General features: G+C 63.1%; 28 protein-coding genes. 19 read left to right on the forward strand and 9 right to left on the reverse strand.

Going from position 1 to position 26,389, the window contains the following annotated elements; translation table 11 throughout:
- Window positions 1–288: 288 nt before the first annotated feature.
- The 3 genes from L6637_RS36805 (at window position 289) to L6637_RS36815 (ending at window position 3,486) form a co-directional block, all read left to right on the forward strand.
- Window positions 289–1,641, forward strand: coding sequence for a malonyl-CoA decarboxylase (locus tag L6637_RS36805; RefSeq protein ID WP_237862598.1), 1,353 nt, complete (start codon window positions 289–291; stop codon window positions 1,639–1,641).
- 23 nt (window positions 1,642–1,664) lie between these two features.
- Complete coding sequence (locus tag L6637_RS36810; RefSeq protein WP_237873768.1) at window positions 1,665–2,096, forward strand: hypothetical protein; 432 nt, start codon at window positions 1,665–1,667, stop codon at window positions 2,094–2,096.
- Between the two features lie 253 nt (window positions 2,097–2,349).
- Complete coding sequence (locus tag L6637_RS36815) at window positions 2,350–3,486, forward strand: DUF418 domain-containing protein (RefSeq protein ID WP_237873769.1); 1,137 nt, start codon at window positions 2,350–2,352, stop codon at window positions 3,484–3,486.
- A gap of 1 nt (window position 3,487) precedes the next feature.
- On the opposite strand, the gene tarD is transcribed toward L6637_RS36815, so the two are convergent.
- The 5 genes from tarD to L6637_RS36840 form a co-directional block, all read right to left on the reverse strand.
- Complete coding sequence (gene tarD, locus L6637_RS36820) at window positions 3,488–4,657, reverse strand: mandelate racemase/muconate lactonizing enzyme family protein (RefSeq protein WP_237873773.1); 1,170 nt, start codon at window positions 4,655–4,657, stop codon at window positions 3,488–3,490.
- A 189-nt stretch (window positions 4,658–4,846) separates the two neighbouring features.
- Window positions 4,847–5,104 carry a DUF3297 family protein gene (locus tag L6637_RS36825; RefSeq protein WP_237862601.1) on the reverse strand — a complete coding sequence of 86 codons (258 nt, stop codon included), beginning with the start codon at window positions 5,102–5,104 and terminating at the stop codon, window positions 4,847–4,849.
- Complete coding sequence (locus L6637_RS36830; protein WP_237862602.1) at window positions 5,101–5,577, reverse strand: glutathione peroxidase; 477 nt, start codon at window positions 5,575–5,577, stop codon at window positions 5,101–5,103. The genes L6637_RS36825 and L6637_RS36830 overlap by 4 nt, the downstream gene beginning before the upstream one ends.
- A gap of 2 nt (window positions 5,578–5,579) precedes the next feature.
- On the reverse strand, window positions 5,580–6,980 hold the full coding sequence (locus L6637_RS36835; protein WP_237873775.1) for an amidase family protein: 1,401 nt from the start codon (window positions 6,978–6,980) through the stop codon (window positions 5,580–5,582).
- A 250-nt stretch (window positions 6,981–7,230) separates the two neighbouring features.
- Complete coding sequence (locus tag L6637_RS36840) at window positions 7,231–7,488, reverse strand: DUF6894 family protein (RefSeq protein WP_237862604.1); 258 nt, start codon at window positions 7,486–7,488, stop codon at window positions 7,231–7,233.
- 250 nt (window positions 7,489–7,738) lie between these two features.
- Between L6637_RS36840 and pqqA the strand changes: the two genes are divergently transcribed.
- The 10 genes from pqqA to L6637_RS36890 all read left to right on the forward strand — a co-directional run bounded on the left by pqqA (window position 7,739) and on the right by L6637_RS36890 (window position 17,759).
- Window positions 7,739–7,819 carry a pyrroloquinoline quinone precursor peptide PqqA gene (pqqA, locus tag L6637_RS36845; RefSeq protein ID WP_007595659.1) on the forward strand — a complete coding sequence of 27 codons (81 nt, stop codon included), beginning with the start codon at window positions 7,739–7,741 and terminating at the stop codon, window positions 7,817–7,819.
- Between the two features lie 134 nt (window positions 7,820–7,953).
- Window positions 7,954–8,883 carry a pyrroloquinoline quinone biosynthesis protein PqqB gene (gene pqqB, locus L6637_RS36850; RefSeq protein WP_237873778.1) on the forward strand — a complete coding sequence of 310 codons (930 nt, stop codon included), beginning with the start codon at window positions 7,954–7,956 and terminating at the stop codon, window positions 8,881–8,883.
- Complete coding sequence (pqqC, locus tag L6637_RS36855) at window positions 8,880–9,659, forward strand: pyrroloquinoline-quinone synthase PqqC (protein ID WP_237862606.1); 780 nt, start codon at window positions 8,880–8,882, stop codon at window positions 9,657–9,659. The genes pqqB and pqqC overlap by 4 nt, the downstream gene beginning before the upstream one ends.
- 11 nt (window positions 9,660–9,670) lie before the next feature.
- Window positions 9,671–9,982, forward strand: a complete 312-nt coding sequence (gene pqqD / locus L6637_RS36860) for a pyrroloquinoline quinone biosynthesis peptide chaperone PqqD (RefSeq protein ID WP_237862607.1) — start codon at window positions 9,671–9,673, stop codon at window positions 9,980–9,982.
- Window positions 9,979–11,172, forward strand: a complete 1,194-nt coding sequence (gene pqqE, locus L6637_RS36865; RefSeq protein WP_237873781.1) for a pyrroloquinoline quinone biosynthesis protein PqqE — start codon at window positions 9,979–9,981, stop codon at window positions 11,170–11,172. The genes pqqD and pqqE overlap by 4 nt, the downstream gene beginning before the upstream one ends.
- Window positions 11,162–12,148 (forward strand): prolyl aminopeptidase, encoded by a 987-nt coding sequence (gene pip, locus L6637_RS36870; protein WP_237873782.1) that lies wholly within the window; start codon window positions 11,162–11,164, stop codon window positions 12,146–12,148. The genes pqqE and pip overlap by 11 nt, the downstream gene beginning before the upstream one ends.
- A gap of 26 nt (window positions 12,149–12,174) precedes the next feature.
- Window positions 12,175–12,852: a DUF4286 family protein gene (locus L6637_RS36875; RefSeq protein WP_237873784.1), complete on the forward strand. Its 678-nt coding sequence runs from the start codon at window positions 12,175–12,177 to the stop codon at window positions 12,850–12,852.
- 238 nt (window positions 12,853–13,090) lie between these two features.
- Window positions 13,091–14,890, forward strand: coding sequence for an FAD-dependent oxidoreductase (locus L6637_RS36880; RefSeq protein WP_237873787.1), 1,800 nt, complete (start codon window positions 13,091–13,093; stop codon window positions 14,888–14,890).
- The gene (locus L6637_RS36885; RefSeq protein ID WP_237873788.1) at window positions 14,860–16,707 is read left to right on the forward strand and encodes a 2-oxoacid:acceptor oxidoreductase subunit alpha; all 1,848 of its coding nucleotides are present in this window, start codon (window positions 14,860–14,862) and stop codon (window positions 16,705–16,707) included. Before L6637_RS36880 ends, L6637_RS36885 begins: the two co-directional genes overlap by 31 nt.
- Window positions 16,704–17,759 carry a 2-oxoacid:ferredoxin oxidoreductase subunit beta gene (locus tag L6637_RS36890; protein WP_237873791.1) on the forward strand — a complete coding sequence of 352 codons (1,056 nt, stop codon included), beginning with the start codon at window positions 16,704–16,706 and terminating at the stop codon, window positions 17,757–17,759. The genes L6637_RS36885 and L6637_RS36890 overlap by 4 nt, the downstream gene beginning before the upstream one ends.
- Window positions 17,760–17,791: 32 nt before the next feature.
- Here L6637_RS36890 and L6637_RS36895 read toward each other — a convergent pair whose 3' ends face one another.
- Entirely contained in the window at window positions 17,792–18,358 is a 567-nt protein-coding gene (locus L6637_RS36895) for an STM3941 family protein (RefSeq protein ID WP_237873792.1), read from the reverse strand.
- 195 nt (window positions 18,359–18,553) lie between these two features.
- Between L6637_RS36895 and L6637_RS36900 the strand changes: the two genes are divergently transcribed.
- The 6 genes from L6637_RS36900 to L6637_RS36925 all read left to right on the forward strand — a co-directional run bounded on the left by L6637_RS36900 (window position 18,554) and on the right by L6637_RS36925 (window position 21,252).
- Window positions 18,554–19,174 carry a hypothetical protein gene (locus L6637_RS36900; RefSeq protein WP_237873794.1) on the forward strand — a complete coding sequence of 207 codons (621 nt, stop codon included), beginning with the start codon at window positions 18,554–18,556 and terminating at the stop codon, window positions 19,172–19,174.
- Window positions 19,175–19,203: 29 nt separating this feature from the next.
- Window positions 19,204–19,668, forward strand: a complete 465-nt coding sequence (locus L6637_RS36905; RefSeq protein ID WP_237862616.1) for a DsrE family protein — start codon at window positions 19,204–19,206, stop codon at window positions 19,666–19,668.
- A gap of 148 nt (window positions 19,669–19,816) precedes the next feature.
- Window positions 19,817–20,140, forward strand: a complete 324-nt coding sequence (locus L6637_RS36910) for an ArsR/SmtB family transcription factor (RefSeq protein ID WP_237862617.1) — start codon at window positions 19,817–19,819, stop codon at window positions 20,138–20,140.
- Entirely contained in the window at window positions 20,137–20,568 is a 432-nt protein-coding gene (locus tag L6637_RS36915) for an SRPBCC family protein (RefSeq protein WP_237862618.1), read from the forward strand. The genes L6637_RS36910 and L6637_RS36915 overlap by 4 nt, the downstream gene beginning before the upstream one ends.
- Window positions 20,569–20,614: 46 nt before the next feature.
- Entirely contained in the window at window positions 20,615–20,827 is a 213-nt protein-coding gene (locus L6637_RS36920; RefSeq protein ID WP_237862619.1) for a hypothetical protein, read from the forward strand.
- On the forward strand, window positions 20,824–21,252 hold the full coding sequence (locus tag L6637_RS36925; protein ID WP_237873795.1) for a DUF1801 domain-containing protein: 429 nt from the start codon (window positions 20,824–20,826) through the stop codon (window positions 21,250–21,252). Before L6637_RS36920 ends, L6637_RS36925 begins: the two co-directional genes overlap by 4 nt.
- A gap of 120 nt (window positions 21,253–21,372) precedes the next feature.
- Here the strand turns inward: L6637_RS36925 and L6637_RS36930 are convergent, their stop codons facing one another.
- The 3 genes from L6637_RS36930 to L6637_RS36940 are packed head-to-tail and all read right to left on the reverse strand — an operon-like array spanning window position 21,373 to window position 26,148.
- Window positions 21,373–22,911 carry a SpoVR family protein gene (locus L6637_RS36930; protein ID WP_237862621.1) on the reverse strand — a complete coding sequence of 513 codons (1,539 nt, stop codon included), beginning with the start codon at window positions 22,909–22,911 and terminating at the stop codon, window positions 21,373–21,375.
- Window positions 22,908–24,185: a YeaH/YhbH family protein gene (locus L6637_RS36935; protein WP_237863328.1), complete on the reverse strand. Its 1,278-nt coding sequence runs from the start codon at window positions 24,183–24,185 to the stop codon at window positions 22,908–22,910. Before L6637_RS36935 ends, L6637_RS36930 begins: the two co-directional genes overlap by 4 nt.
- 19 nt (window positions 24,186–24,204) lie before the next feature.
- Window positions 24,205–26,148, reverse strand: a complete 1,944-nt coding sequence (locus tag L6637_RS36940; protein WP_237873796.1) for a PrkA family serine protein kinase — start codon at window positions 26,146–26,148, stop codon at window positions 24,205–24,207.
- Between the last annotated feature and the right edge of the window lie 241 nt (window positions 26,149–26,389).

The raw sequence follows: 26,389 nt of genomic DNA on the forward strand, positions 1-26,389 counted from the left end.
CATCAATCGACTTGACCAATGGCCAACCTGTCAGTGATGTGTCCGAACAGGTGTCAGCCATGTCTCCGGACTAAACACTTGACCGGGCGATCCAGTACTCCGAGACGGCGCGGCCAGAACCGAGAAGGCGCGGCGTACTGGATGCCCCGGTCAAGCCGGGGCATGACAGTGTGCTTGGGGCGCATAGCACCGCCTAACATCCAACTTCCTCCGCTTGATTGTGATCGGCTTCCGCCTAAATCCCGTGTAAGCTTCCGCACCGCACACACCCGGATTCGAAAAGCCCATATGGCCAATGCCTTCTTCTCCGACCTGCTCGCCACAATTTCCGAGCGCGGCCGCACGCTGCTGCGCCGGGGGGATTCCACTGACGCCAAGCAGGATGCCGACGGGCTGATCGCGCTCTGCGATGCGCTGCTGTCGGGCCGCGGCGAGGCCTCCGGCACCGCCATGGCGCGCGAGGTGCTCGACATCTACGGGGACTTGGATACGGCCGGCCGCCGCGCCTTCTTCGAAGGGCTGGTGCGCGATTTCGGCCCGGACCGGGAGCGCCTGTCCAAGGCGATCGAAAAGTGGCGCACCCAGCCAAGCGATGAGGACGCGAGCGCACTGCATTTCGCCTCGGAGCCGCGGCGGCAGGAGCTGATCCGCCGGCTCAACCGCGCGCCCGGAGGAACCGGCGATCTCGTTGCCATGCGGGCCGATCTGCTCGGCATGATGAACGGACACACCGATCTCGCGGCACTCGACCGCGACGTCTCGCATCTGCTCTCGTCTTGGTTCAACAGGGGGTTTCTCGTGCTGCGCCGGATTGACTGGTCGACCCCGGCCAACATCCTCGAAAAGATCATCCGCTATGAAGCCGTGCACGAGATCTCAGACTGGGACGATCTGCGCCGCCGCATCGATCCAGTCGATCGCCGCTGTTATGCCTTTTTCCATCCCGCGATGGTCGACGAGCCCCTGATCTTCGTCGAGGTGGCGCTGACCGAGACCATTCCCGGCGCGATCGCGCCGCTGCTCGCGGTCGATCGCCAGCATCTTCCGATCGAGAAGGCGCGCACCGCCGTCTTTTATTCGATCTCAAATACCCAACGTGGTCTCGGCGGCATCTCCTTCGGCAGCTTCCTGATCAAGCAGGTGGTCGAGGAGCTACGCCGCGAAACGCCGAAGCTCGACACTTTCGTGACGTTGTCGCCGGTGCCGGGCTTCATGCAATGGATCAAGCAGGACAAGGATTTGCCGCTGTCGGACGAGGACCGCGAGATCCTCAAGCGCCTCGACGATCCCAAATGGTATGAGAATCCGGAGACGACCGCGCAGCTGCGCAGCCTGATCGAACCGCTCGCCGCGCACTACTTCCTCAAGGCGCGCACGCCGAAGGGCCGCCTGATCGATTCCGTCGCCCGCTTCCATCTCGGCAACGGCGCGCGGCTGGAGCGCATCAACTGGCTCGGCGACCTCTCGCCCAAAGGCCTGCGCGAATCCGCCGGCGTGATGGTCAACTACCTCTACCGCCTCGACGACATCGAGAAGAACCACGAAGCCTACGCCAATGACGGCGAGGTCGTGGCCTCGAGCGCGGTGAAGAAGCTGCTCAAGGGCGAAGGACGCAGGTTGCTGGACATGCGGTTGTCGTAGGGGCGCAGGTCCGGCGGGGCCCCATGATCAAGTATTACAGCTTCGAGGAGACCCTCGTCCTCGTGGGAGCAATCGTCGTCGCAGCGATCGGCTACAAGGTTTTCAAAGTCGGGCCCGTTGCATCCGCCGTGCTGGGACTGATCGCTGCTTCTACGATTGTGTATCTTACGTTGGTCGAGCTCAGCTTTGACGGAGAGATCATCACCCACCGCAATCTCTTCAAGGAAAACAGTTTTCCCGTGTCGTACGTCGAAACCGTCGGCATGAGTACGTTCTGGGCTGGCCTACCCGGACATCAGCTCATGTTTGTGCTGAGAAGCCCTCCGGCACCAGTGAACGGCTACTTCCTGAGAACGGGACTCGTCTCCTGGCCAAGCGCGAGCCGCTGGGTTGCCGCTGTCAATGCTGCAAGCTTGAGAGCGAAAAAGACGCAGTCTCAAGGGCCAACGCCGTGAACCGCGTCGAGGAGGTTCAAAGCGCCAATCCGTAGCTCACTGTCGTCCTGGCGAAAGCCAGGACCCATTACCCCGAAAGAAGTTGCGGCTCGACACCGGTAACCGCGAGTCCTCGTCACACTTGATCCTGTGGTAAAGGGTCCTGGATCAGCGCTCCGCTTCGCTTGTCCAGGACGACGTCGAGGAGAGTTCGCCGGCCGCTAGACACGCGGTTGCGAGCGCCCACTGATCCAACGCGCCTGAGCCGACCGCCATGAGATCCGACAGCCTCGCAGCTCCTACGCCCTCCTCCGATCGCATCGACGCCATCGACGTGCTCAGGGGCATCGCCCTGTTTGGCGTCATGGCCATCAACGTCGTGATGGAATTTCGCGTTTCGATCTTCGACCAGTTTCTGGGTCCGGAGACGCTTGCCTCGCCCATCGATCGCGCCGTTGAGATGATCCTGACGCAGGCGATCGAGCTGAAGGCGTTTGCGCTGTTCTCGCTGCTGTTCGGCGCCGGCCTTGCCATTCAGTTCGACCGGCTTGCCAAGAGCGGACGCCGCACCGCGCTGCTGTTGCGCCGGCTCGCCGTGCTGCTGGGGTTCGGCATCATTCACCTCTGCCTGATCTGGAACGGCGACATCCTCACCGAATATGCGCTGGCCGGATTCATCATGCTGCCTTTGCTGTTTGGTCCGCGCTGGCTGATCGCTCTCGTCGCACTGGTGTCCCTGGCGCTGTATCTGGTCATGCAGGATTTCCCGCCGGAGGGATTGTTTCCCTCGAGGGCCGTGATCTGGCGCGATGTCACGGATGCCAACCGCATCTATGCGACGGGCGGCTTCCTCGACGTGCTGGCATTTCGCCTGCGCGAACTTCCTCTGGTCGCCTCGCTGCACGCGTTCGTCTTCCTGCGCACGATCGGGCTGTTTCTGCTGGGGGCGCTGGCCTGGCGCAGCGGCCTTGTGCAGAATACGCGCGGCCTGTTCGTCATCGCGTTTCCCGCGATCACTCTCGGCGCGGCCTTGCTCTATGGCGGCATGGAGCCGCTCGGGACCATCGTGCTGGCGCTGGGCTACGGTGCCGCCATTCTCGGCATTGCTAACTTCGCGCGCGGCAAGCGGCTGCTGGGCTGGGCTGCGCCGCTGGGACGGATGGCCTTCACCAACTACGTCGCACAGTCCATCGTCTTCGGCTGGATCTTTTACGGCTACGGCCTCGGCCTGTTCGGGCGCCTCGGCATCACCGAGGCCGTCGCCATCGGCATCGCGGTCTACATCGCGCAGGTGCTGTTCAGCGCCTGGTGGCTGCGCCGCTACCGCTATGGCCCGCTCGAATGGCTGTGGCGGTCGTTGATGTATGGGGCGCGGCAGCCGATGGCGGTGGGTAAAGCGGCCGCGGTGTGACCTACTCCGCCAGCGCCTTCATCTCCTTGTAGAGGTCGGACTTGCCTTCGAAGCCGATGCCGGGGAGATCGGGCATGGTGATGTGGCCGTTCTCGACGCGGACGCCGTCCGGGAAGCCGCCATAGGGCTGGAACAGGTCGGGGTAGCTTTCGTTGCCCCCTAAGCCGAGGCCCGCCGCGATGTTGAGCGACATCTGGTGGCCGCCGTGGGGAATGCAGCGGCTGGGCGACCAGCCGTAGGTCTTCAAGACCTCGAGCGTGCGCTGGTATTCGCACAGGCCGTAGGACAGTGCGCAGTCGAATTGCAGCCAGTCGCGATCCGGGCGCATGCCGCCGTAGCGGATCAAATTGCGGGCGTCCTGGTGGCTGAAGAGATTCTCGCCTGTCGCCATCGGGCCTGGATAGAACTCGGCGAGCGCGGCCTGCAGCGCGTAGTCGAGGGGATCGCCTGCTTCCTCGTACCAGAACAAGGGATAGTCCCGCAGCATCTTGGCGTAGGCGATGCCGGTCTCGAGATTGAAGCGGCCGTTGGCGTCGACGGCGAGCTGCGCGTCCTTGCCGATCTCTTCCAGCACCGCCTCGATACGCTTGCGGTCCTCGTCGATATCAGCGCCGCCAATCTTCATCTTCACGACGTTGTAGCCGCGATCGAGATAGCCGCGCATCTCGCCGCGCAGCATCGAGAGCCCCTTGCCCGGATAATAATAGCCGCCGGCGGCGTAGACGAAGACGTGCGGATTGGCGGCGACGCCGTGGCGCTCGGCCAGCAGGCGGAACAGCGGTTTGCCCGCGATCTTCGCCACCGCATCCCACACTGCCATGTCGATGGTGCCGACCGCGACCGAGCGCTCGCCGTGGCCGCCAGGCTTCTCGTTGGTCATCATCGCGCCCCAGACCTTGTCTGGGTCGAGATTGTCGCCGGCCTCGTTCAGAAGCTTCTTCGGATCGGCTTCGAGGATGCGCGAGGCAAAGCGCTCGCGGATCAGACCGCCCTGCCCGTAACGACCGTTGGAGTTGAAGCCGTAGCCGACGACGCGCTTGCCGTCGCGTACGGCGTCGGTGACGACGGCAACGAGGCTCGTCGTCATCTTGGAGAAGTCGATATAGGCGTTGCGGATCGGGGACGAGATCGGCTTGGTGATTTCGCGGACGTCGACGATGCGGACGGACATGGGGCTCAGCCTTCGGTGGTTGTTGTCGTCATTGCGAGGAGCTCTTGCGACGAAGCAATCCAGACTGTCACCGTGGAAAGATTCTGGATTGCTTCGCTGCGCTCGCAATGACGAGAGGAGAGAGCGCTCCTCGCAATGACGAGGAGAGAGTGCGGCCCCTCACGACGACACGGAGGGCGCGGGTCGCAATTACTTCTTGTCCCGAAAATACGGCTCCACGGGCCCGTGCACCTTGATGGTCAGCGGGTTGCCGTAGCGGTCCTTGGCGCTGCCCGCGGTGACGCGGACCCAGCCTTCGCTGATGCAGTACTCCTCGACGTTGGTCTTCTCGATGCCCTTGAAGCGTATGCCGACGTCGCGCTGGAGGATGTCGGCGTTGTAATAGGGGCTGTTGGGGTCGACCGACAGTCGATCAGGAAATTCGTCGCTCATTGATGTCTCGCTCATAACAGTGTTTCGATTTGATTGCGCAGCCCCTCGGGCCGTGCGGTCGGCGCATAGCGCGCGATCACCTTGCCGGCACGGTCCACCAGGAATTTGGTGAAATTCCATTTGATGGAGGAACCAAGCAGGCCGGATTGCTGACGTTTCAGGTACTCGTACAGCGGATGAGCCTTCGGCCCGTTGACGTCGATCTTCTCGAACAGCGGAAAGGTGACATCGTAATTGGTCGAACAGAACGCCTGGATCTCGTTCGCCTGCCCCGGCTCCTGCGCGCCGAACTGGTTGCAGGGAAAGCCGAGCACCGCGAAGCCGCGCGGCGAGAGATCGCGATGCAAATCCTCAAGGCCGCGATATTGCGGCGTGAAGCCGCATTTGCTCGCGGTGTTGACGATCAAGAGCACCTGCCCTTCGTACTTGCGCATCGACACCTCTTCGCCAGCAAGCGAATTGGCCTTGAAGTTGTAAATCTCAGGCATCGCTAACCCACGGGATCGATCGGCGACGGCGGCACGCCGCCCGCCTCGATCGCTTCGCCGGCGAGAAGACAGAGATCCTCGCGGTAGCGGCCGGAGACGATGTGCACGCCAACAGGAATCTTGCCGACGAGGCCGGTGGAGACCACGAGGCCCGGCAGGCCCATGAAAGGAATGGCAATCTGCGGCAGCTGCGCTTCCCAGACCCGCTTGAAGGACTCCTCGTCCTTGCGGTCGAGATGATCCGGGAACGGCAATTCGCCCGAGACCGGCGTCAGCAGCACCGCATATTTTTCGAAGAACAGCATCCATTCGCGCGTCAGCGTGGCGCGGCGGGTCAGCGCCTTGGCGTATTTCACCTGGTCCATCGGCGTGACCCTGGCGCTGATGCCACGCAGGCAGGCCAACGCGCCCGGATCGCCCTCGCGCTCGGCCATTTCGAGCTGCGCCTCGTAGCCGTCGCCGAGCCACAGCTTGATCTGCCACTCGACCGCCTCGCGCATCGGCGGGGTGTTCTCGATCACATCAACGGTCCACCCCGCCCGCTCCAGCCGCTTGCCGGCGTCGGTCACGGCGGCCTTCACCTCCGGCGCGGTGCCAAGGCCATCCGGGTTGAGGCAGATCGCGGCGCGCTTCTCGCGCGCCGGGCCTTCGAGCGGCACTGGCGCGAACCAGGGATCGCGGATGTCGCGGGCCGACATCGCGGCGAGCGAGATCCTGAGATCGTTGACGGTGCGGGCTAGCGGTCCCGACACCGCCATGATCTGCGGCCCGATCGGACGCTCCGGCAGCGCCGGGTTGAAGGCGGGGATGCGGCCGAGGGTCGGACGCAGGCCGTGCACGCCGCAGGCATAGGCTGGATAGCGGATCGAGCCGGCGATGTCGGTGCCGTGGGCGATGTGGCCGATCCCGGCCGCAACCGCCGAGCCGGCGCCGCCGGACGAGCCGCCGGGGGTCAGCGAGGCATCCCGCGGGTTCTTGGTGTCGCCGTGGACGAGATTGGTGGTGAACCAGCGATAGGAGAAGGCGGGGCAATTTGTGCGCCCAAGCAGAACCGCGCCGGATTTGCGGAAATTGGCGACGACCGGATTGTCCTCGCGCGCGATGAGGTCCTTCTGAAGTTTCAGGCCGTTGGTGGTGGCAAAGCCTTCCTGGTCGACATTGGCCTTGATGGTGACGGGGACGCCCGCGAGCACGCCGGGGTTCTCACCCCTGGCGATGGCGGCATCGACGGCATCGGCCTGCTTGAGCACGTCCTCCGGCCGGTGGTCGATCACGGCGTTGAGCTTGGGATTGACGGCATCCAGGCGGTCGAGGCCGGCCTTGGCGGCCTCCCGGGCGGACACCTTCCTGGATTTCACGAGGGTAGCGAGGTCGGCGGCCGACAGGCGCCAGAGGTCTTGCATGACTTGCTCCGTATGACCGGCGTCTTTTAGCGCCGGGATCGCGGCAAAGCCATGCGGATTTCGCAGGGAGGAAGAGCGGGTTTGGCCCCAACTGGCGCCTCATTCTCCGTCATTGCGAGCCACCGGGTCCGCGCGAAGCGCGGCCCGAAGACAGGCTCCGCGAAGCAATCCAGAATCCCTCCGCGGCGACAGTCTGGATTGCTTCGTCGCAAGGGCTCCTCGCAAAGACGGGGAGAGAGAACGGAGGCCCCTAATGCCTTGTTTCGGACTCGTCCGGGATGTCCAGCAGCGCCTCGGTGAAGGGGAATTCGAGCACGATCTCGCCGTCATCGTCGGTCACCTCGATGACCGCCTCGAGCAAGGCCGGCTGGGCGCCTTCGGATTTCACCACCTCCAGAATCATCTGGCGGGCGACCTCCCAGGCGCGATCGGGGTTGCGCAGATCCTCGCCGTCGGGGTCCACGATCAGTTCATCGCCGATACGGGTGTTGAAGAAATATTTGGGCATCACGAGATCCAGCTAAAGCGGCCTGTATCGGATTGAAAGCTGCACTGCACTCACAACTGCTTTATCAGGACAGGGTTCGCGACCGAATGCGCCAGACGCAAGGCCGTATCACCAGAAAGTACTGTTCCCCGCGTATTTCTCGCGGCGCAATATGGCTGTGCTCGGGAAAATTTCACTGGCGAACTTTTACGCCCGCAGTAATTTAACCCCCGGGCGGATACGTCCGAAATCACGAAAATGGAGAGCCGAAATGGCCTGGAAAGCCCCCAAGATCGTCGAAGTGCCCTGCGGCATGGAAATCAACATGTATGTGAGCGCCACCCGCAAATAAGCGGTTGGCTAGTCTGCGTTCTGCGCAGGTGGGTCTTTCGGTCACGATCGGTTTCCGACTGACGGAAACTGTGTCGTCCAAGTCCTTTTGATCCTGAGGATCCACCTCGCGACGTTGCTTCCAGGAGACGGATCATGCTTCGCGTCGTCGTCCTGGGCGCCGGGGCTGGCGGCGGAGTCCCGCAGTGGAATTGCGGGTGTGAGGGCTGCCGGGCGGCCCGTGAAAACGGCCAAGAGCTTTGTCGAACCCAGGCCTCGGTCGCCTTCAGCGGCGACGGCGAGCACTGGTTCCTGATCAATGCCTCCCCCGATCTGCGCCAGCAATTGAATGCCACGCCGCAACTGCATCCCAAGGCGGGCGCACTGCGCCACACGCCCATTGCCGGCGTGATCCTGACCAACAGCGAAGTCGATGCCGTCGCCGGCCTCTTATCCATGCGCGAGGGCTCGCCCTTCACGGTTTATGGGCATGAGAAGGTGCTGGCGATCCTGGCCAGCAACAGCATCTTCAACGTGCTGAACGAGAAGAACGTCCAGCGCCAGCCGATCGGAATCAATGAGCCCTTCGAGCCGCGATTGCCTGACGGCGCACGGTCAGGGCTCGAGGTGCTGCCTTTCGCGGTGCCAGGCAAATCGGCCTGGTATCTCGAAGGCAAGGTACATCCCGGCGGCGCGAGCGGCGATGGCGATACGCTGGGCCTGAAGATCACCGACAAATCCACCGGCAAGTGCTTCTATTTCATCGCCGCCTGTGCCGAGGTCACCGATGCGCTGAAGGCCAAGATCGACGGCGCCGCGCTGGTGTTCTTCGACGGCACGGTCTGGCAGGACGACGAAATGATCAAGGCCGGGCTCGGCCACAAAACCGGCAAGAGCATGGGCCATGTCGCGATGTCCGGCGACGACGGCGCGATCGCGCGGCTCGCCGATCTCTCGATCGGCAGAAAGATATTTCTACATATCAACAACTCGAACCCGGCACTGCTGCCTGCATCGCCTGAACGCAAGACGGCCGAGGGCGCGGGCTGGCAGATACCCGCCGACGGAACGGAGATCGTGCTGTGAATGCTGCATCCATGACGGGAATGACTGCGCTCTCGATCGGCAAGGACATCAAGCTCACGAGCGCCGAGGAGCTGGAGGCGACGCTGCGCCATATCGGCGCGACGCGCTATCACAGCCTGCATCCGTTCCATAAGCTGCTGCACGGCGGCAAGCTGAACAAGGGCCAGGTGCAGGCCTGGGCGCTGAACCGCTACTATTACCAGAGCACGATCCCGATCAAGGACGCGGTGGTGATCTCGCGTTTCCGCGACCGCGCCACGCGCCTGGAATGGCGCCACCGCATCGAGGACCATGACGGCGATGTCGGCAGCGAGGGCGGCATCGAGCGCTGGCTGAAGCTGACCGAAGGTCTCGGCCTCGACACGGCCTATGTGGAATCCACCGAAGGCATTCTCCCCGCGACGCGCTTCGCGGTCGAGGCTTACGTGCATTTCTGTCGCGAAAAGAGCCCGCTGGAGGCGATCGCCTCCTCGCTCACCGAGCTGTTCGCGCCCAATTTGCACGAAGAGCGCATCGCCGGCATGCTGGAGCACTATGATTTCGTCAATCCTGACATCATGAGCTATTTCAAGCGCCGCCTGACGCAGGCGCCGCGCGATGCCAATTTCGCGCTCGATTATGTGAGGACGCATGCGCGGACGCCGGAAGAGCGGGCTTCCGTCTGCAATGCGCTGATCTTCAAGACCAACGTGTTGTGGGTGCAGCTCGACGCGCTCTATCATGCCTATGTCGAAGGTAACATTCCGCCGGGCGCGTTCGTGCCCAAAGCGAGTTGAGGGATAGGGGCATGGCCGGGCCGCGGAACATCAGCGTCGGCGAGGCAAGCCGCCCCGTGCTGCCGCGGCATGCCAAGCTGAAATATGACGAGACGCGCAAGGTCTGGGTGATCCTCGCGCCGGAACGCGTGCTGGCGCCGGATGAGATCGCAGTCGAGGTCTTGCAGCTCTGCGACGGCAAGCGCAATGTCGGCGATGTCGCCGATCAACTGGCGGCGAAATACGCCGCGCCGCGCGAGGCGATCCTGACTGATGTCATCGCCATGCTGCAGGATCTCGCCGACAAGGGGTTCCTCACCGAGATCAGGGAGAAGACGCCATGAGCGATGTGCTCCCGACCATCCCGCCCGACACAAGCGACAGCCTCGCGGTGCTGGAGAAGGCCCGCTCGACGGCTGAGACCTTCGGCATTCCGCTCGCAGTGCTGCTGGAGATCACCCATCGCTGCCCGCTGCAATGCCCCTATTGCTCCAACCCGGTCGAGCTCGACCGCTCGGGCAAGGAGCTGACGACCGAGGAATGGAAGAAGGTTTTGAGCGAGCTCGCCGAGATCGGCGTGCTGCAGGTGCACTTCTCCGGCGGCGAGCCGACCGCACGGAAGGACCTGGTCGAGCTGGTCAAGCATGCCAGCGACGTCGGGCTCTACACCAACCTCATCACCTCCGCCGTGCTGCTGACGCGCGAGAAGCTCGGCGAGCTCGCGGACGCCGGGCTCTGCCATGTGCAGATCTCGTTCCAGGGCATCGAGGAAGGCCTCGCCGATCGCGTCGCCGGCTACAAGGGCGGCCACCGCAAGAAGCTCGAAGTGGCGAAATGGACGCGCGAGCTCGACCTGCCGCTCACCGTGAACGCGGTGATGCACCGGCAGAACCTGCACCAGCTTCCCGAGATCATCCAGATGTCCGTCGATCTCGACGCCGACCGGCTCGAGGTCGCCAATGTCCAATATTACGGCTGGGCACTGAAGAACCGCGCCGCACTGATGCCGACAGTGGCGCAACTCGATGAGTGCACCCGCCTCGTCGAGGAGGCGCGCGAGCGGCTGAAGGGCACGCTGTCGATCGACTACGTCGTGCCTGATTATTACGCGCTGCGGCCGAAGAAATGCATGGGCGGCTGGGGCCGACAATTCTTCAACATCTCCCCCGCGGGCAAGGTGCTGCCCTGCCACGCCGCCGAGAGCATCACCGGGCTCGAGTTCCTGTCGCTGCGCTCGAACCATTCGATCGCCTGGATCTGGCAGAACTCCGAGGCCTTCAACCGCTATCGCGGCACCGGCTGGATGAAAGAGCCGTGCAAGACCTGCGAATTCCGCGAGATCGATTTCGGCGGCTGCCGCTGCCAGGCCTTTGCGCTGACGGGCGATGCCGCCAACACCGATCCGGCCTGCGCGCTGTCGCCGCTGCACGAGACCATCTTCAAGCAGGCCGAGCGCGAGGCCGAGGGCGAGACCAATCGCTTCCTCTATCGCAACTTTGCCGGTGGCACCCTGGAACCCGGGAATGATGCCTGACGCCGACGCAGGCACCGCCGCCAGGCGCGCCGATCCCTTTGCACCGCTGACCTCAGACATGCTCGGCGTCGGCGACGGCCACGAGCTCTATGTCGAGAGCGTCGGCCGCGCCGACGGCATTCCGGCGATCTATCTGCATGGCGGGCCGGGCAGCGGCTGTCAGCCCGATCATCGCCGGCTGTTTGATCCCGAGCGCATGCATGCCGTGCTGTTCGACCAGCGCGGCTGCGGCCGCAGTCGCCCGAAGGGCTCGCGCGAGCACAACACCACGGCGCATCTGATCGCGGACATGGAGAGGATCCGCGAAAAGTTCGCCTTCGAGCGCTGGATGGTGGTCGGCGGATCCTGGGGCGCGACGCTGGCGCTGGCTTATGCAGAGGCTCATCCCGAGCGCGTCTCCGGCATTGCGCTGCGCGCGACCTTTCTGGGCACGCAGGCGGAGGTCGAGACCGCCTTCACCTCGCGCCTGGCGCAATTCTATCCGGCGCTGCACGAGGATTTTCTGAGCGTGCTGCCGCCGGAGGAACGCGCGCAACCGGTGCAGGCCTATTATCGCCGCATCCTCGATCCTGATACGGCCGTGCACGGGCCCGCCTCGCGCGCCTGGCACGACACCGAGCGCGCGCTGTCGGAGCACAAGGCGACCAAGACGCGCATTGACCTTGCATCGCTGAATGTCTGGCGCCCGCTGCCGGCAACGCCGTTCATGGAGGCGCATTACTTCGTCAACGATTCCTTCATGAGCGAAGACCAGCTGTTGCGGAACGCCGCGAGGCTCAGCGGCATTCCCGGCATTATCGTGCAAGGCCGCTACGACCTGTTGTGCCCTCCTGAGACATCCGCACGACTCGCGAAAGTTTGGCCGGGTTCCGAGGTCAGGATCGTGGAAGAAGCCGGACATTCGCTCTATGATGCCGGCGTGCGGGACGCGGTGATGAAGTCGATCGCCGACCTTGCGTCGAAGGCCGCGCGCTGACGCGCGAAACAAGGACAACAAGAACAATGCCGATCGCCGGGACAGGCATGCTGCTGACGTCGATGAATATCGACGCGGCTGACGAGGCCGATTTCAACCGCTGGTACGATCGCGAACATCTGGAAGAGCGCGTCGCGATCGAGGGCTTTCTGGAGGCGCGCCGTTATGTCGCGCACGCGGCCAGTCCCAAATATCTCTCGCTCTATTCGACCGCGACGTTGGACGTGCTCGATAGTCCCGCCTACCGCGTACGACTCGCCAACCAGACCGAGTGGTCGCGGCAGACCATGGCGCATTTCAAGAACATGCTGCGCGTGGTCGCGCGCATCACCATCAGCAAGGGCACCGGCCGCGGTGCCGCGCTCGGCCTGGTGCGGCTGCGACCCACGCCGGACAATGCCGGTGCTTGGCGTGATGCACTGCAAGAAAAACTGGTGCCGGGGGATCGTGACGGCATCATCTCGATGCACCTGCTCGAAAGCGAGCCGGAATTGTCTGGCGCAACGGGGGATATTCCGGCGGTGCGCAACGAAGGTGCCCGCGACTGGTTCGTGCTGATCGACGGCACGCATGTCGGTGCGGTCTCAGCCGTCATCGCCGAGCGCTTCACCGGACCGGCTGCGGCGCCCTTCCCGCTGCCCGTCTCCGTCGGCACCTACAGCCTGATGTGGGACCTCGCGAAGAGCGACATCGCGCGCAGCTGAGCGTCTATCCGCATCGCAACATATTGCACCGCACGCATCTCGAGCGCGGCGCGTTAATGCTGTGCACGCTTGGCTCCCATGAAAGAGGGGAAGCGCGCAAATTTGCCGTTGTGCTCCGGAACAGTTCTAATAAGCTAACCCAATGACGTCATTCAGAAACCAGATCGCCGCGCGTTAAGCGTCGACAAGCTCAAGAAGAGGCCGCCAGGTCTTTGAGCCTGCGCGGACGAGGGTAGGAATGAAACCGACCGATATCGCGGCCCCCGACTACTTTCACAAAGTGGTCGATTGTCAGTGGGCCTGTCCAGCGCACACCCCGGTTCCCGAATACATCCGACTGATCGCGCAAGGCCGCTACAGCGACGCCTACATGATCAATTGGAAATCGAACGTGTTTCCCGGGATCCTGGGACGCACCTGCGATCGTCCATGCGAACCGGCATGCCGCCGCGGACGCGTCGAGGAGACGCCGGTGGCGATCTGCCGCCTCAAGCGTGTCGCTGCCGACTTCAAGGACGACATCAAGCAGCGCCTGCCACATCCCGGCCCGAAGAACGGCAAGCGCGTTGCGTTCGTCGGCGGTGGCCCGGCCTCGCTGACAGTGGCGCGCGATCTCGCGCCGCTCGGCTATCACTGCACGGTGTTCGACGGCGATCCCGAAGCCGGCGGCATGATGCGGACGCAGATCCCGAAGTTCCGCCTGCCCAATTCCGTCATCGACGAGGAGACCGGTTACATCCTCGACCTCGGCGTCGAATTCAAGGGCGGCCACCGCATCGAAAGCATGAAGGCGCTGCTCGCGGAGAAGTACGACGCGATCTTCGTCGGCTCCGGCGCGCCGCGCGGCCGCGAGCTCGACATTCCCGGTCGGAAAGAGGCTGCCGCCAACATCCATATCGGCATCGACTGGCTATCCTCGGTATCGTTCGGTCACACCGACAAGATCGGCAAGCGCGTGATCGTGCTCGGCGGCGGCAACACCGCGATGGATTGCTGCCGCACCGCGCGCCGTCTCGGCGGCGAGAAAGTCATGGTGATCGTACGTTCCGGCTTCGAGGAGATGAAGGCCTCGCCCTGGGAGAAGGAAGACGCCATCCACGAGGATATCCCGATCCTCAACTACATGGTGCCGGTGGAATTCAAGCATGTCGCCGGCAAGCTGATCGGCGTCACCTTCCAGCACGTCAAGGCCGAATACGACGCAAAGGGCCGCCGTAATCTGGTGCCTTCGGGCGATCCCGATCAGACCATTTCCTGCGACGACGTGCTGGTCGCGGTCGGGCAGGAGAACGCTTTCCCCTGGATCGAGCAGGATTGCGGCATCGAGTTCGACAAATGGCACATGCCCAAGGTCGATCCGAAGACCTTCGTCTCGACGAATCCAAAGGTGTTCTTCGGCGGCGACGCGGCGTTCGGGCCCAAGAACATCATCTGGGCAGTGGCGCAGGGTCACGACGCCGCGCTGTCGATCCACAAGATGCTGTCGGGCGAGGACATCACCGAGCGGCCGCTGCCGGAGGTGCATGTCTCCTCGCAGAAGATGGGCATCCACGAATGGAGCTATGACAACGACATCTCCATCGACAAGCGCTTCAAGGTGCCGCATCGCGACAAGGTGGTCGCGCTGAAGGACATCAAGACCGAGGTCGAGCTCGGCTACGACGTCAAGCTCGCGCTCGGCGAAGCGCATCGCTGCCTGAACTGCGACGTCCAGACGGTGTTCTCGACCTCGCTCTGCATCGAGTGCGATGCTTGCGTCGACATCTGCCCGATGGATTGCATCACCTTCACCCATAATGGCGAGGAGAGCGACCTGCGCACGCGCCTGAAGGCGCCCTCCCCGCATCCGGACCAGGACCTCTACGTGTCCAGCGATCTCAAGACCGGGCGCGTGATGGTCAAGGACGAGGACGTCTGCCTGCATTGCGGGCTGTGCGCCGAGCGTTGTCCCACCGGCGCCTGGGACATGCAGAAATATCTAATCGAGATGACTCACGCAGGTTCGACATGTCCGACAAAAAGCCGATCAGCAGCGTAAACGACTTCGTCGTCCGCTTTGCCAACGTCAACGGCTCGGGCTCGGCCAGCGCGAACGAAATGTTCGCGCGCGCTATCCTGCGCCACGGCGTGCCTGTCAGCCCTCGCAACATCTTCCCCTCCAACATCCAGGGCCTGCCGACCTGGTACGAGGTGCGGGTGACGGAAGACGGCCATCTCGGCGCCCGCGGCGGCGTCGACATGATGGTGGCGATGAACCCGCAGACCTGGGACAAGGACGTCGCCGGCATCGAGCCCGGCGGCTATCTGTTCTACGATTCCACCAAGCCGATGCCGTCGACCAAATTCCGCGACGATATCACCGTGATCGGCGTGCCCCTGACCGCGATCACGAACTCGACCTACACCGATCCGCGCCAGCGCCAGCTGTTCAAGAACATCATCTATCTCGGCGCACTCTCCGCGCTGCTGGAGATGGACCCGAAGCTGATCGAGCAGCTGATCGGCGAGCAGTACAAGGGCAAGGAGAAGCTGCTCTCCTCCAACGTCCACGCGCTGCATCTGGGCCGCGACTGGGCGCTGCAGAATTTGAAATGCCCGATCGGGCTGCGGATCAGGAAATCCGACAAGGTCGGTGACCGCATCTTCATCGAGGGCAACAGCGCCGCCGCGCTCGGCGCCGTCTATGGCGGTGCCACGGTGTGCGCGTGGTATCCGATCACGCCGTCCTCGTCGGTGGCTGAAGCCTTCACCGCCCATTGCAAGAAGTACCGGCACGATCCGGAAACGGGCAAGGCGAAGTACGCGATCGTGCAGGGCGAGGACGAGTTGGCCTCGATCGGCATCGTCATCGGCGCCTCGTGGAACGGCGCCCGCGCCTTCACCGCGACCTCGGGCCCGGGCATCTCGCTGATGACCGAGTTCATCGGCCTCTCCTATTTCGCCGAGATTCCGGCCGTGATCATGAACATCCAGCGCGCCGGCCCCTCGACGGGCATGCCGACCCGCACCCAGCAATGCGACATCATCGCTTGTGCGTATGCCTCGCATGGCGACACCAAGCATGTGCTGCTGTTCCCCGAAGATCCCGCTGAGGCGTTCGAGTTTGCGGCGGCCGCCTTCGATCTCGCCGAGCGGCTGCAGACCACGATCTTCCTGATGCTGGACCTCGACATCGGCATGAACCACCGGCTCTGCCGCCCGCTGAAATGGGACGATGCCAGGCAGTATGACCGCGGCAAGGTGATGACCGCGGAGATGCTGGAAGAGGGCCGCGACTTCGGCCGCTATCTCGACGTCGACGGCGACGGCATCCCCTACCGCACCTATCCCGGCACCCATCCGACCAAGGGCTCCTATTTCACCCGCGGCACCTCGCGCGACCGCTATGCGCGCTATTCCGAGGAAGGTTCGGTTTATGCCGACAATATGCAGCGGCTCGTGCGCAAGTTCGAGACCGCGCAGGACCTCGTGCCGCGGCCGCTGCAGGCCAATGCGGAACGGCCGACCAAATATGGCGTGATCTATTTCGGCTCGACCTCGCCGGCGATGGACGAGGCGATCGGCCTGTTGGAAGAGCGCGGGCATCAGCTCGATCGCCTGCGCATCCGCGCCTTCCCGTTCCACTCGAGTGTCGCGAGCTTCCTCGCCGAGCACGACTTCGTCTATGTCGTCGAGCAGAACCGCGACAGCCAGCTCCGCCAGCTGATCGTCAACGAGAACGGCATCGATCCCGTCCGCCTCGTGCCGATCGTGCATTATGACGGCACCCCGATCACCGCCCGCTTCATCGCAAAAGCCATTGGCGACCACCAGGATCACCTCAAGGTGACCCCGCTCCGCAAGGCCGTATCATGACCTATATTGCCAAGCCGAAATTCCATCATCCGAGCCTGAAGAAGAACGAGCTCGGCTACACGCATCGCGACTACGAAGGCAAGATCTCGACGCTATGCGCCGGCTGCGGCCATGACTCGATTACGGCCTCGATCATCGAGGCCTGCTACGAACTCTCGATCGAACCTCACCGGGTGGCAAAAATCTCCGGCATCGGCTGCTCCTCGAAGACGCCGGATTACTTCCTTGGCAATTCGCACGGCTTCAACTCCGTGCACGGCCGCATGCCCTCGGTGTTGACGGGCGCCAACCTCGCCAATCGCGATCTGATCTATCTCGGCGTCTCCGGCGACGGCGATTCCGCCTCGATCGGCTTCGGCCAGTTCGCGCATTCGATCCGGCGCGGCGTCAACATGACCTATATCGTCGAGAACAACGGCGTCTACGGCCTGACCAAGGGCCAGTTCTCGGCAACCGCCGACCGCGGCTCGAAGTCGAAGAAGGGCGTGACCAACACCGACAACGCCATCGACCTCGTCGCGATCGCGCTGCAGCTCGGCGCCACCTTCGTGGCGCGCTCATTCTCCGGCGACAAGAGCCAGCTGGTGCCGCTGATCGCGGCTGCGATCGGCCACAAGGGCGCGTCCTTCATCGACGTCATCAGCCCCTGCATCGCCTTCAACAACCATGCCGGCTCGACCAAGAGCTTTGACTATGTCCGCGAGCACAACGACGCCGTGAACCGGCTAGACGTGCTGGTCGGCCGCGATCCGATCGCGGTGGACTATGCGCCTGGTACTGTGCAGGTGGTCGAACAGCATGACGGCAGCAAGATCGCGCTGCGCAAGATCGACGCCGATTACGATCCGCATGACCGGCTCGGCGCCCAGACCTTCCTTGCCAAGCACGCCGCCAAGGGACAGATCGTCACCGGGCTCCTGTACGTCGACCCCGATGCGGACGATCTGCACGCCCATCTCAACACGGTCGAGACACCGCTTAACACGCTGGGAGCGGATACGCTGTGCCCGGGCTCGGCGGTGCTGGACAAGATCAACGCCAGCCTGCGCTGAGGCGTTGACTGGATCGGCCGCACGATCGGTCGCTAGCTGACGGGCTCCGGCGCAACGCGGCGCGAGGTGGCGAGCCGGCTGGCCGACCAGTACTGCTTGCAGGTCTCGCACAAGGTCTCGGCGTCCATGGTCAGGCCGCCGGCATTGACGATGACGCCGTCGGCGCCAAGCGCCTTGTTCATCAGCGTTACGATGTGCTTCAGTATGCCTCCGGCAAACTGCTCGGCAACGAGAGGATCAACCTTCAGCACCACGATCCTCTGGGTGCGCAACTGCCAGACCAGGATGTCCCGCACCGATCGCCAGGCGATGGTGTCGTCGGCGATCCTGGTGTCGCGGATGCCGACGCGGGTGATGAATACGACCGGCTCGCGGGCGGAGACCAGCCGCCAGACTGCCTGGCAGGTCGCAAAGCCGAACAGCGCAACGCCGGCGGAGCAGATCACGATCTGGAGCGAGCTGATCTCCTTGCCGTGGAGCCAGTTGAATGCGACGGCGGCGCAGAGCAGCGTCAGCAGCAGGCCCGCGCCGAGTACCTTCAACGACCTGGCCAGGGAATAGCCGATCGCAAGATTGGGCAAGTTCTGACTTTCGGACATGTTCAAGCGCCTCCAGCCATTTGCAACAACCGGGGTTTTTCTGCGCCCCGTCGCAAGGGGTAAGCCTGGAACCTTGCGCGAGGCTGCCGGCCGGGCGTGCGGTTGAACGCGCCGCGTGCGGCTTGCGACTAACCGCTGGTTGGCCCCTCACCGTCCCGATGCGGGCCCGAAATGCCTGACGCCGGCGGTACGATCATGAAACTTGCCCTCATCCTTCCGCTTGCCTTCGTGGCCTGCATCGGCGCTGCCCGGGCCGAGGAGGCCGACGACTTTCGCGAGGCGAGCAAGACCGAAGCCGAGACCTTCAATGCACGGATGTATGCGGGCTCTCCAGGCAAGACGGCCTATGCCTGCTTCGTCCGCCGCTACGATGCCGAGCATCTGGCGCGGCATCCCAAGCAGAAGGTCGCGTCCATGAAGCTGCTGGTCTCCGCGGAGGCCGACGGCGAGGACAAGCAGCTGCACAACTCGTTCCGGATCGGCTTCCGCTATCGCCACCGCAGCGGCGATTTCGATTCCAGCGGCTCCTGTCACCACACGGTGCTCACCAAGGAAGGTAATGAGGTCAGGCTCGGCTGCGGTGTCGATTGCGAGGGCGGCGGCGTCGGTATCGCGCTGTCGACGGACGACAAATCGGCGGTCGTGCGGCTGGAGAGCGTCAGGATCTGGCTGCACAACCAGCCGACTGAAGATGAAGACCGAACACTGGTCGCGGGCAGCGACGACGGGATTTTCCGCCTCGACCGCACCGACACCAGCGAGTGCGCCGCGCTGGCGACCGACCGCAAGGAACTCGCCGCGCTCCGCCACAAGTGATATCTGTCGGGCAAAATCGGGAGATTGCCATGAACCGCCGGAACATCTTGTGGAGCACCGTCTCGGCGCTGGGCGCAGCCTTTGCCGCTTCGCGCGCGAAGGCTGCGACCGAAAAAGCTGCGACTGAAGCTGTAAAGTCAGACAAGCTGAAGGTGGTCTATCACCTCAGCGACGCCGACAAGGTCAATTTCGTGCTCGGCAACATCCAGAACCACATCGACGGCGTCGGCGGCCCCGACCATGTCACCCTCGCGCTTGTCATCCACGGACCGGCGCTGAAGGCGTTCCATCAGGCGCAGGCCAACCCTGACGTCAGCGGACGGATCAGCAACTTCGCGAAGGACGGCGTCGAGCTTGCCGCCTGCGGCAACACCATGAAGGCACAGAACATCACGCTGACGGATCTGCTGCCGGGATTCGTGAGTGCCGAGAAAGGCGGCGTGGTTCGTTTGGCCGAACTGCAGTCTCAGGGATATCTGTATTTGCGGCCCTGAGGGGCGTGAGCGTCCGCGCCATCCTCCGTCATTGCTAATGACGGGAGAGAGGGCTGCGGAAAGCCACCATCACTCTCCCGGCCGCACTTGACAGACCCATAACTCCACGGTTATGAATTAATCCATAACTTCATGGTTATGGATTCCCATGTCCGCCACCCCAGACCTTCTGTTCAGGACCCTGGCCGACCCGACCCGGCGGGCGATCTTCGAACGGCTGTGCCGCGAGGGGGAGCAGACGGTCGGGGCACTGACGGCGCTATCAGGCGTTTCCCAGCCGGCCGTTTCAAAGCATCTGGGCGCGCTGAAGCAGGCGGGCCTCGTGCGCGACCGTCACGAGGGACGTCAGACCCACTACAGCGCGCAGCCGGCCGCGCTTGATCCGCTGATCGACTGGACCAGCCAGATGGCCGGCTTCTGGCAAAACCGGCTCGATGCGCTCGACGATCTCCTGAAGAGGATGGACCAATGACTGGGGCTGCGACCGAAACACGTTCCATGATCATCGAGCGCGAGTTCGCCTATCCGCCGGAGCGGCTGTGGCGCGCGCTGACGCAGCCGCATCTGATCGAGGAATGGCTGATGAAGAACGACTTCAAGCCTGAAGTCGGTCACCGCTTCAATCTGCGCGGCGAATGGGGCGGCGTGCTGGATTGCGAGGTGCTCGCCATCGAGCCGCAGCGCTCCCTCGCCTACACCTGGAATTTCACCCATGAGGACGCGGCCTACGATCTCAGAAGCGTGGTGACCTTCACGCTGACCCCGCAAGGGGGAGGCACGCATCTGCGTGTCGAGCAGGCGGGCTTCCGCCCCAGCCAGAAGCAGGCCTATGGCGGCGCGCATGCCGGCTGGAAGCAGTTTTTCACCAAGCTGGACGAGTTGCTGGCCCGGGCCGAATAGCCCAGCCACGCGCATCCATTCCCAACATTCCCGACAGGAGATTGAAATGAGCTCGAACCTGTGGATCCGGCAGATCCATCGCTGGCTGTCCATTGCCTTCACGCTTGCCGTGATCGCCAACATCGTTGCGCTGACCATGCAGATTCAGGCGACGTGGATTGGCCTGATGGCCTTCGTGCCCTTGATCCCGCTGCTCGCGACCGGGCTCTATCTGTTCGCACTGCCCTATCTCAGCGGCCGCAGCGAGGCGAGGTCATGAAGAAGACCGTGACCGCAAGTAAAGAAACGGACGGACCGTCCCCCTCGAAGCTCATCGACATCAGGATCAAGGAGCTCGGCGACTGGCGTGGCGAGATGCTGAAGCGGATCCGCGCGCTGATCAAGGAGGCCGATCCCGATGTGGTCGAGGAATGGAAATGGCGCGGTGTTCCCGTGTGGGAGCACGATGGGATCATCTGCACGGGCGAGACCTACAAGGCGGTCGTGAAGCTGACCTTTGCCAAGGGGGCTGCACTGGATGACCCGGCCGGCCTGTTCAATTCCAGCCTCGACGGCAATGTGCGTCGCGCGATCGATATCAGCGAGGGCGCGAAGCTCAACGAGAAGGCGCTGAAGGCGCTGATCCGCGCGGCGGTGGAACTGAATGCGTCGAAGGCGAAGAAGAAGCCGGCGAAGAAAGCCTGATGAGCCGAAGATCGACCGACGGCGATGCTCTCTCCGTTCCCTCCCCCCTTGTGCGGGAGGGAACGCGCCTTCGACGGCGCGCTAGTCGGGCTCATCGTCAAGCGTCAGGCGTAGTCCGCTTCAGGCCACCGCCGCCGCGATCGGACGCGGGCTGACGACATATTCGCGCAGCACCTTGTCGTTGGCATCGACCTCGATCAGTGCGACGTCGTAGGTCCAGAGATCGGCGAGATGCTGAAGCACGCGCTTGGCGTCGGTCTCGTTGAGCTGCGAGCCCTTGATGACGCGGTGATGCAGGATCAGCCGGCGGTCGCCGGAGAGATCGACATCGACCACCTCGATATTGGCGTCGATGAAGCCGACATCGTGCTGCCGTGCCAGCTCGCGGCGGACGCGGCGGAAACCGCGCTCGTCGTGGATGGCGTCGACCCGGATGCCCGCTCGCTCCTCGGGGTCGTCGTGCAGATGGAACATGCGGAAGTGCCGCATCAATCTGGGACTCAAGAACTGGCCGATGAAGCTTTCGTCGCGATAATTGGCCCAGACGTCGCGCAGCACGCCCATGACGTCGCCCTTGCCGGCGATATCGGGGAACCACTCGCGGTCTTCGTCTTCCGGATTGGTGACGATGCGCTCGATGTCCTGCATCACGGCGAAGCCGAGCGCGTAAGGATTGAAGCCCGAGTAGCGCTGATCGTCGAATTCAGGCTGGAACACCACATTGGTGTGCGAGCCCAGGAATTCGAGGAAATTGCCGTCGGTGATGCGGCCCTGCTGATGCAGCTTGGTCATGATGCGATAGTGGACGTAGGTCGCCGTCCCCTCGTTCATCACCTTGGTCTGGCTTTGCGGATAGAAATATTGCGCGATGTGGCGGACGATGCGCAACAGCTCGCGCTGCCAGGGCGCCAGGCGCGGCGCGCTCTTCTCCAGGAAGTAGATGAGGTTTTCCTGCGGCAGGCCGAGCAGCTTGCGGCGGCGCTCGAGCGAAATCGCGGACCGCGTCTTCGACGCTCCCTTGGGCACCGTGCGCCAGAGATCGTTGAAGACTTCCTCCTCGTGCTGGCGGCGACGGCCGGCACGTTTCTCCTCCTCGCGCAGATCCAGCTTCTTCTTGCCGGGATAGCGGTCGATGCCGTGCGACATCAGCGCGTGCGCGGCGTCCAGCGTGCGCTCAACCTCGATGCGGCCGTAGCGCTCCTCGCACTGCATGACGTAGTTCTTGGCGAAATCCAGATAGTCGAGAATCCCTTCCGCATCGGTCCACTGCTTGAACAGATAATTGTTCTTGAAGAAGTGGTTGTGGCCGAAAGCGGCGTGCGCGATCACCAGCGTCTGCATCGTCGCCGTGTTCTCCTCCATGAGGTAGGAGATGCAGGGCGAGGAGTTGATCACGATCTCATAGGCAAGGCCCATCAGCCCCTTGCGGTACGAGGCCTCGTGATAGGCGAAGTGCTTGCCGAACGACCAGTGCTTGTAGAACAGCGGCATGCCGACGGACGAATAGGCGTCCAGCATCTGCTCGGCGGTGATGACCTCGATCTGGTTCGGGTAGACGTCGAGCCCGAGATCCTTCAGCGCCACTTCTTCGCAGGCATCGGTGATGCGCTGCAAGGTGTGGAAATCCCAATCGGCGCCTTCGAACAAGCGTTCCGTCATGGAGCGGCTTTCTCCTGGGCAGTGTCGCGGCGCTGGAACAGATCGTGGAACACCGGGAAGATCTCGCTGCGCTCACTGACCTTGCGCATCGAGAGCGGTGCGCCAGAGTTGCGCAGGCGCTCATAGAGGGTCCAGAGCGAGGAATCGGAGAGATCGAAGGCGCTGCCGCCCGACTCGCCGACCTCGAGATAGGCAAAGAACTGGCAGACCGGAAGGATCTTCTCGGTCAGCAGCAGGCCGGTGAGCTCGCCGTCGGAATAGGAGTTGTCGCCGTCGGAGGCTTGCGCGGCGTAGATATTCCAGTCCGCCGGGCTGAAGCGCTCCCGCACGATCTCGTGCATCGCCTGCAGCGCGCTGGAGACCAGCGTACCGCCGGAGGCCGGGCCATAGAAGAAGGTCTGCTCGTCGACCTCCTCGGCTCGATCGGTGTGGCGGATGAAGACGATCTCGACATGCTTGTAGCGCCGCTTCAGGAACACGTAGAGCAGCATGTAGAAGCGCTTTGCCAGATCCTTCATGTGCTCGGACATCGAGCCGGAGACGTCCATCAGGCAGAACATCACGGCCTGCGCCACCGGCCGCGGCACCTTCTCGTAGCGGCGATAGCGGATGTCGAGCGGATCGATGAAGGGAATGCGCTTGGTCTTCGCCTTCAGCTTTTCCAGCCGGGCGATGAGCTCGGCGCGCTCGTCCTCGTCGGTGCAGGCCTCGATCGCGGCTTCCAGCTCCTCGACCTCGTCCTTGCGCGGGCGCTTGAGCGCGATGCGGCGGGCGAGCGCCAGCTTCACGGTACGGCTGACCGAGATGTTGGCCGGCGAGCCCGAGGTGGTATAGCCGGCGCGCTGGATGCCTTCGCTCTCGGTCTGCGCGATCTTGCGCTTGGCGAGATCAGGCAGCTCGAGATCGTCGAGAAAGAGATCGACGAATTCGTCGCGACTGAGCACGAAGCGGAAAGCATCTTCGCTGTCGCCTTCGCCGGGACCGGAATCCTTGGCACTGCCCTGGCCCTGGCGCTGGAGATAGTCGCCCTCGACGAACTTCTTGTTGCCCGGCAGTACCATGTCGCGCGTCCCGCCTTCACGGCGGAAACGCGGCTCGTGCATGCCGTCGAGCGGGATTGTGACCTCTCCACCCTCCAGGACATCCTTGATGTCGCGTTCCTGTGAGGTCTTCTTGACGGCGCCCTGCACCAGGGATTTGGCCCGACGCAAGAACCGCTGGCGGTTCTCAAGACTCTTGCCGCCTGGATTCAGGCGCCTGTCAATAATATGAATGGCCACTTTCTCATCCGCCTCAACCGGCTTGCTTCACGCGCATGTACCATTCGACCAGTCGGCGAACCTGACGCTCGGTGTAGCCGCGCTCCACCATGCGTGCCACGAACTCGCCGTGCTTCTTCTCCGTCTCGCCGTCCTTCTTCGAACCGAACGAGATGACCGGAAGCAGGTCCTCGACCTGAGAGAATATCCGCTTTTCGATCACATCGCGAATCTTCTCATAGGAGGTCCAGGTCGGATTCTTGCCGCCGTTCTGGGCCCGGGAGCGTAACGAGAATTTGACGACCTCGTTCCGGAAGTCCTTGGGGTTGGCAATGCCCGCCGGCTTCTCGATTTTCGTCAATTCCTGGTTCAAAAGCTCGCGATCAAGCAGCTGGCCGGTGTCGGGGTCCTTGAAGTCCTGATCCTCGATCCAGGCATCGGCGTAATCGACGTAACGGTCGAACAGGTTCTGCCCGTAATCCGAGTAGGATTCCAGATAGGCCTTCTGGATTTCGTTGCCGATGAACTCGGCGTAGCGGGGCGCGAGGTCGGCCTTGATGAATTCGAGATAGCGCTTCTCGACTTCCTCGGGCAACTGCTCGCGCTTGATCGACTGCTCCAGCGCATACATCAGATGCACGGCGTCGGCGGCGACCTCCTGCGGATCGTGGTTGAAGGTCGCAGCCAGGATCTTGAAGGCGAAACGGGTGGAGACGCCGTCCATGCCCTCGTCGACGCCGGCGGCATCGCGATATTCCTGGACGCTGCGCGCCTTCGGATCGGACTCCTTCAGGCTCTCGCCGTCATAGACCCGCATCTTGCCGAACAGCGTCGAGTTCTCGTGCTTGCGCAGGCGCGACATCACCGAGAACCGCGCCAGCGTCTCCAAGGTCGAGGGTGCACACGGTGCAGCCGCGAGCTCGGAGCCCTGGATCAGCTTCTCGTAGATCTTCTGCTCCTCGGTGACCCGGAGGCAGTAGGGCACCTTGATGACGCAGATGCGGTCGATGAAGGCTTCGTTGTTCTTGTTCGACTTGAAGCTCGCCCACTCCGCTTCGTTGGAGTGCGCGAGGATGACGCCGGTGAACGGAATCGCGCCGATATTCTCGGTGCCGATATAGTTGCCTTCCTGCGTTGCGGTCAGCAACGGATGCAGCATCTTGATCGGTGCCTTGAACATTTCGACGAATTCGAGCACGCCCTGGTTGGCGCGGTTGAGGCCGCCGGAATAGCTGTAGGCATCGGGATCGTTCTGCGCATAGGTCTCGAGCTTGCGGATATCGACCTTGCCGACCAGCGAGGAGATGTCCTGGTTGTTCTCGTCGCCGGGCTCGGTCTTGGCGATCGCGATCTGGCGCAGCCGCGACGGCTGGATTTTTGCGACCCTGAATTGAGAAATGTCGCCGCCGAAGGCCTCGAGGCGTTTGTAGCACCACGGGCTCATCAGACCGGTGAGACGCCGGCGCGGAATGCCGTACTTCTCTTCCAGCATCGGTCCGAGCTGATCAGGATCGAACAGGCTGAGCGGGCTCTCGAACACCGGCGAGAGTTCGTCGCCGGCCTTGAGCACGTAGATCGGATGCACTTCCATTAGCGACTTGAGCCGCTCGGCGAGCGAGGATTTGCCGCCGCCGACCGGGCCGAGCAGATAGAGGATCTGCTTACGCTCTTCGAGACCTTGCGCCGCGTGGCGGAAGAACCCGACGATGCGCTCGATGGTTTCTTCCATGCCGTAGAAGCCGGCGAAGGCCGGATAGGTCCGGATCGTGCGGTTCAAAAAAATACGGCCAAGGCGTGGGTCCTTGGCCGTGTCAATTGTCTGGGGCTCACCGATCGCTGCAAGTAGTCGTTCGGCCGCGTTGGCGTATTTCATGGGATCGCTTCGACACGATTCCAGGTATTCAGCCATCGACATGTCGTGCTGGCTTCTCGCCTCGAACGACCGAGCGAAAGCGTTGAATAGAGAATCGTTGTACATGATCCCTCTCCGCGTGAGTTCCGCTACAAGCTGAAACGAAAGCAGTTACTGGACCGTTCCTCAGGCCGCTTCTCGAATCAGCGTGAGCACATGACGATCATTGGACACCCGGGTGCCGACACGACGCAACGCACAAGGTAGGCACTCGCTGAATTACGAACAGGCACTTGCCTGTAATTTGTGCGAATCTCTGTCCATCTTGGCGTATTTCCAGAAATTGTCACTGGCTCGCCACATCCGG

Origin of the sequence: Bradyrhizobium zhengyangense (genome assembly GCF_022012435.1) — a bacterium.
Classification (GTDB): domain Bacteria; phylum Pseudomonadota; class Alphaproteobacteria; order Rhizobiales; family Xanthobacteraceae; genus Bradyrhizobium; species Bradyrhizobium zhengyangense.